We start from the raw sequence: 5,734 nt of genomic DNA on the forward strand, positions 1-5,734 counted from the left end.
CTCTACCTCAATAAAGATAAGGTCATAAATGAGGTGCATAGCCACCTGCAAAAAAATGGCATTAACGCTTCGGTGATGTGGAGTATTGATGAACTTACTAATGTCGGTTTGCTGGATGTGTTACCAGAAAATGCCACCAAACTACATGCGATTGAATTTCTGCAAAACCGGCTGGGCTATGCTGATAATGAGGTGGTTTTCGCCGGAGACAGTGGCAATGACATGCCGGTATTGGCGAGCCCCATACAATCAGTGGTGGTCCATAACGCATCAGATGAAATCAAAGCCATGGCGCAACAACTGGTCGCCGAAAATGGTCATCCACAATCACTCTATATTGCTGTCGATCCAGGTCCACTTGGGATGAACGGCAATTACAGTGCCGGCGTTTTACAAGGTGTCTGGCATTACATCGAGGGGTTAAGACAGCAACTAGAAGCGAGAGATCATTCATGAGCCAGCAACCCGCATTAGCCATTTTTGGTGAAGTTTTATTCGATTGTTTTCCGGATGGTGCAAAAAAACTGGGAGGGGCACCGTTTAATGTTGCCTGGCATTTACAGGCGTTTGGTGATCAGCCTTTATTTATATCCAGTGTGGGCGATGATGAACAGGGGCAGCAGATCCGCAAGGCAATGCAACAATGGCAACTTGCAACTGACGGCCTGCAAACTGATAAAAATCACAGTACGGGAGAAGTGAAGGTCAGTCTGCAAGGCAGTGAGCCCTCCTATGAGATAACAGCCGATCGGGCTTATGACTTTATTAGAACAGCAGAGCTCCCTGGTCTGCGCAATGATGCCATTGTTTATCATGGTTCATTAGCCTTGAGGAATCCTGTATCGCAGGAAGCTTTTGAGTTTCTGACACGGCCAGCATCCGTTTCCGTCTTTATGGATGTCAATTTACGCGCTCCCTGGTGGAATAAAGAAGATATTTATAAATGTCTGGAGCGGGCTCGGTGGTGCAAGCTTAATCAGCATGAGTTAGTCGAACTTGGTTTTAATTCAGCCGATTTGCAGCAGGATATGACTAGAATGCAAACGCATTTTCAGCTGGAACAGCTTATCGTGACGCGGGGTGAAGACGGTGGCATTGTACGTTGCAATGATGGAACGTTTTATGAGCAAAAACGTATTGCTGCTGATAAGTTGGTTGATACTGTTGGGGCTGGCGATGCCTTTAGTGCCATGTATATTCATGGTCTGCTAGCCGGCTGGCCAGTGCAGAAAATATTGCTGCATGCCCAGCAGTTTGCCAGCAAGGTGATAGGATTACGTGGAGCGGTCAGCGAAGACCCTGCCTTTTATTCTGAATTCACATAACGATTTGTCAGAATTATCCGACTCTTAAATCAGGAAATTACATGTACGAACAGCAATCTCATTCGCTTCTGAATGCCATCCTGAATCAGATTGAACCTGAGTTTGCCAAAAAGGATCTGCGTTATTTTTATACGCGGCTTGGTGCCAATTTTTATGCCATTCATTCGTTGTTTGAAAGGCTCTATGGTAAACGTCCGGATTTTGCTGAACAGGCGCAACGACTGGTTGAAACGCTGGCCAGACAATATATTGATCGCTCTGATGAATTACGTGCCAAAGATATAGAGCGGGAACAGGATTACAACTGGTTTCTTAGTCAGAAATGGGTTGGTATGGCCTTGTATTGCAATGGTTTTGCCAAAAACCTGCAAGGCATGCGTGAGCATCTGCATTATTTTCAGGATTTGGGTATTAATCTGGTTCATGTCATGCCGATTATGAAATGTCCTGAAGGTAAAAGTGATGGCGGCTATGCGGTCAGTAATTTCCGGGAAATTGATCCTCGTGCCGGTGACTTAAATGATTTGCGGGCATTAGCTGACGATTTACGTCAACGCGATATGTTGCTGGTGATGGATGTGGTGTTAAATCATACCTCGGATCAGCATGAATGGGCACAAAAAGCCCGTGATGGCTATTCGCCTTACCGTGATTACTTTTATACCTTCGAAAACCGTCATGTCCCGGATATGTTTGAACAAAGCATGCCAGAAGTGTTTCCGGAAACCGCACCGGGTAATTTCACCTGGAATAAGGAAATGCAACGCTGGGTCATGACGGTGTTTAATGAATACCAATGGGACCTGAACTACAGCAATCCCACTGTATTTATTGAAATGCTGGATATTATTCTGTTCTGGGCCAATCAGGGGGCTGATATCGTGCGTCTTGATGCGGTGGCTTTTTTATGGAAAAAAATTGGCAGTACCTGTCAGAACGAACGTGAAGCGCATTTGATTTTGCAATTGATGAAAGACTGCTGTCAGGTTACGGCGCCGGGTGTGCTGTTTATTGCTGAAGCCATTGTCGCCCCGGTAGAAGTCACCAAATACTTTGGGGAAGATGCCGTTATCGCCAAGGAATGTGAAATCGCCTATAACGCCACATTTATGGCTTTGTTATGGGATGCCGTGGCGACTAAAAATGCCAGGTTATTAAATCAGGGCATTAAAAGTCTGCCTGTGAAACTGGAACGTGCCACCTGGTTAAACTACATACGTTGTCACGATGATATCGGTTTGGGCTTTGATGACAAGGATATCGAGCTGGCGGGTTATGAGCCGCGAGACCACAGACGGTTTCTGATCGACTACTTCACCGGTCAATTTGCTGATTCACATGCCAGAGGTGTGCCGTTCGGTCAGAATGATAAAACCGGTGATGCCCGTATTTCCGGTTCTTTGGCATCTCTGGTCGGACTGCAGCATGCGATGGATATCGGCGATGAAGAGGCAATTGATGATGCTGTGCGCATCATTGTGTTATTACATAGTCTGATCCTTTCATTTGGCGGTCTGCCATTGCTTTACTATGGGGATGAAATCGGTACGACCAATGATGAAAGCTATCGTAATGATCCGGTCAAAATGGATGATTCACGATGGGTGCACCGACCATTTATTGATTGGCAAAAAGCAGAAAAACGTAATGTGCCTGGTACGGTTGAGTATCTGATTTTCAATCAGCTGAAAACCTTGATTGCCGTGCATAAAGAGCTGGATGCGTTTGCGGATTTTAATAACCGCGATCTGGTGGATGTAGATAATCCGCATTTATTTGTATTTGAACGCTATCACTTGCAAAAACCGGCTGATCGAGTGTTGGTAGTGGCGAACTTTGACCGTAAATCACAACGGCTGGATCTGGACCAATTACCCAGATGGTCACAATCCCATCAAGGACAATTAGTTGATGCCGTTACTGGACAAACTCCGGAAAAATTCGGTAATACCGTGGTGATTCCACGCTTTGGCTTTTACTGGTTAACCGAAGTCTGATCTGGTTTTTATAACTTGCAATTTTCGTCTGGACAGGATTTTCCACCAAATAAACGCGAAATCGGGTGTCGGAAGCGGGCAAAAAACAGATAGGCCAAATCTGCGAACCAGCGAATGACCGGCCACCGCAAAATTTGCAACCATTTATGATGGCCGACCAGTCCCCAAGCCCTGGCAGTTACATCCAGACCAGTGATGATTTGTCCATTGGCTAATTGACCATGTAAACGTTTATCGGCGGCGACCACATCGATATAGGGATAACGATACACAAAGTCGATGGCGTGAATATCTTCAAAATGCAGTCGTTTTCGATTATCCAAGCGTTTTAGCATCGAAATTTCTTTACTGCACAAAGGACATTGTCCATCAAAAAATATCGTTAACTGATGCATCTTGTTTTCTCGGTTGAAAGCATGTGCCAATCAGACGTTATTTCCTCGGCTTAGTTCTCTGGGGCCGAACCTATGCCAGGTGGCGCAGTCTCTGAACTGAACACGTTTTTGTCTTCACTGGAGTTTTGAGAATCATGAGCACAGGATTATTCTGGTTTACCAATGATCTGCGACTGCATGATCAGCCTGCATTATGGAAAATGCAGTCGGTCGATAAACTTATCTGTGTGTTTTGTGTTGATCCTCAGTGGTTCAGACCAAATGGATTAAATGCTAAAGCGATGGGTGAGCGTCGTTACCAGTTTCTGTATGAATCCCTGTCGGATCTTAACCAGCAATTACAAGCAGTAGGGCAGGTGCTGATTATCCGGCAGCAAACGCCACATTCCGCACTGACAGAATTAATTGAAATGTATCAGGTCGATGTAATTGGCCGTAGCCAGCATGCTGGCGTCTATGAAAACCGGCACTGGCATTTGTTGCAGCAGCAATTTCCAGATCATCAGTTTTTCACTGAAGTCAGTCATACGTTATTTACTGCCGAAGATCTGCCATTTGCTGTTAAAGATCTTCCAGGAAGTTTTACGCAGTTTCGCAAACAGGTTGAAGATTTGCCACTGCCAAGACCTATGTCATCCCCACAGCAGTTACCTCCTCCACCTGGGCCGATGGCAATCGAGGCTCTGTCATCACCCGTTTTAAAAAAATCTGTTTTTAAAGGTGGAGAAACGGCTGGCTTAATGCATATCAGTGCGTATTTTGCAGCAGATTTGCCGGCAGATTATAAAAATGTCCGAAATGAACTGGATGGCTGGAACAATTCGACCAAATTTTCACCCTGGCTGGCTCAGGGGTGTCTTTCAGTCAGGCATCTGCTTTCCAGACTCAAACAATACGAACAGCAGAAAGTCAGTAATGATTCAACTTACTGGATTTATTTTGAACTGTTATGGCGTGAATATTTTCAATGGTATGCCCATCGATATGGTGCCAGATTATTTCGTTTTGACGGTATCAAAAACACCAGAAGCCGCCGTTGCTATTATCCGGAGCGATATCAGAAATGGTGTAATGGCAACACGCCTTATCCGTTAGTGAATGCCTGTATGAAACAGTTAAATGAAACGGGCTATATGTCCAACCGTGGCAGACAGATTGTCGCCAGTTATTTTATTTATGAGTTGAACCTGGACTGGCGGTTTGGCGCGGCCTATTTTGAACAGCAATTGCTTGATTATGATGTGGCTGCCAATTGGGGCAACTGGCAATATATCGCTGGAGTGGGGGCTGACCCGCGTGGTGGACGACAATTTAATATTGAAAAACAAACGCGACAGTATGATCCTGAAGGGGAGTTTATCCGCCGCTGGCAGGGTGATATTGATATTATTCCCCTGGATTCTGTCGATGCTGCTGACTGGCCAATTATGCCACCTCCCAGACAATGACACTGTGTTTGAGATAACAAAGCCAGGACCATCTACAGCAAAAAAATCAACGTATAATGCGGCGTCATTTAAGATTGACCAATAAGTAACATATTTGAATTGCCATTACGGCGTTCTAACACTGATAATTGCTGTAAATACCTCAAAATGCTATCCGGAGAATATATGACACTTGCCTTTGCTGCTGTGGTGCTCGGTCTTGCCTTGCTGGTTTGGAGTGCGGATCGATTTATTGATGGTGCTGCCGTCTCGGCACGCTATTTTGGAATGCCACCGCTGTTAATCGGTATGGTGATTGTTGGTTTCGGCACTTCAGCCCCTGAAATGGTGGTTTCTGCTTTGGCTGCAACCCAGGGAAATCCGGGATTGGCTCTAGGCAACGCTTATGGCTCAAACATAACCAATATTGCATTGATTTTAGGATTGACTGCCGTATTGAGTCCTATAGCAGTACATTCACAGGTCTTACGCAAAGAACTTCCTATATTAATCGCGGTAACCGCGCTTGCTGCGTGGCAATTAGCCGATGGTGAATTATCCAGATTTGACGCCGGTATTTTGATACTGGT

5 protein-coding genes and 1 pseudogene are annotated in these 5,734 nt (G+C 45.3%); 5 read left to right on the top strand and 1 reads right to left on the bottom strand.

Features of this window, described 5'->3' with window-relative positions:
• The 3 genes from B3O33_RS08690 to B3O33_RS08700 all read left to right on the top strand — a co-directional run.
• Positions 1 to 456, top strand: a 456-nt coding sequence (locus tag B3O33_RS08690) for an HAD family hydrolase (protein WP_292363430.1), incomplete at its 5' end; no start/stop codon positions are given.
• The gene (locus tag B3O33_RS08695; RefSeq protein ID WP_292359942.1) at positions 453 to 1,325 is read left to right on the top strand and encodes a carbohydrate kinase family protein; all 873 of its coding nucleotides are present in this window, start codon (positions 453 to 455) and stop codon (positions 1,323 to 1,325) included. The genes B3O33_RS08690 and B3O33_RS08695, both read left to right, overlap by 4 nt.
• A 41-nt stretch (positions 1,326 to 1,366) precedes the next feature.
• Positions 1,367 to 3,322, top strand: a complete 1,956-nt coding sequence (locus B3O33_RS08700) for an amylosucrase (RefSeq protein WP_292359941.1) — start codon at positions 1,367 to 1,369, stop codon at positions 3,320 to 3,322.
• Positions 3,323 to 3,330: 8 nt separating this feature from the next.
• On the opposite strand, the gene B3O33_RS08705 is transcribed toward B3O33_RS08700, so the two are convergent.
• On the bottom strand, positions 3,331 to 3,717 hold the full coding sequence (locus tag B3O33_RS08705; RefSeq protein WP_292359940.1) for a thiol-disulfide oxidoreductase DCC family protein: 387 nt from the start codon (positions 3,715 to 3,717) through the stop codon (positions 3,331 to 3,333).
• A 134-nt stretch (positions 3,718 to 3,851) separates the two neighbouring features.
• Between B3O33_RS08705 and B3O33_RS08710 the strand changes: the two genes are divergently transcribed.
• Together B3O33_RS08710 and B3O33_RS08715 are read left to right on the top strand one after the other, a co-directional pair.
• Positions 3,852 to 5,165: a DASH family cryptochrome gene (locus tag B3O33_RS08710; protein ID WP_292359939.1), complete on the top strand. Its 1,314-nt coding sequence runs from the start codon at positions 3,852 to 3,854 to the stop codon at positions 5,163 to 5,165.
• 165 nt (positions 5,166 to 5,330) lie between these two features.
• Positions 5,331 to 5,734, top strand: a pseudogene (locus tag B3O33_RS08715) (calcium/sodium antiporter); the annotation flags it as partial.

It is taken from the genome of Methylophaga sp. UBA1464 (assembly GCF_002325665.1).
In the GTDB taxonomy this organism is placed as follows: Bacteria; Pseudomonadota; Gammaproteobacteria; order Nitrosococcales; family Methylophagaceae; genus Methylophaga.

Bases quoted from the DNA above. Each gene is read 5' to 3' on its own strand.
- B3O33_RS08695 (WP_292359942.1), top strand. From the start codon at position 453: ATGAGCCAGCAACCCGCATTAGCCATTTTTGGTGAAGTTTTATTCGAT.
- B3O33_RS08700 (WP_292359941.1), top strand. From the start codon at position 1,367: ATGTACGAACAGCAATCTCATTCGCTTCTGAATGCCATCCTGAATCAG.
- B3O33_RS08705 (WP_292359940.1), bottom strand. From the start codon at position 3,717: ATGCATCAGTTAACGATATTTTTTGATGGACAATGTCCTTTGTGCAGT.
- B3O33_RS08710 (WP_292359939.1), top strand. From the start codon at position 3,852: ATGAGCACAGGATTATTCTGGTTTACCAATGATCTGCGACTGCATGAT.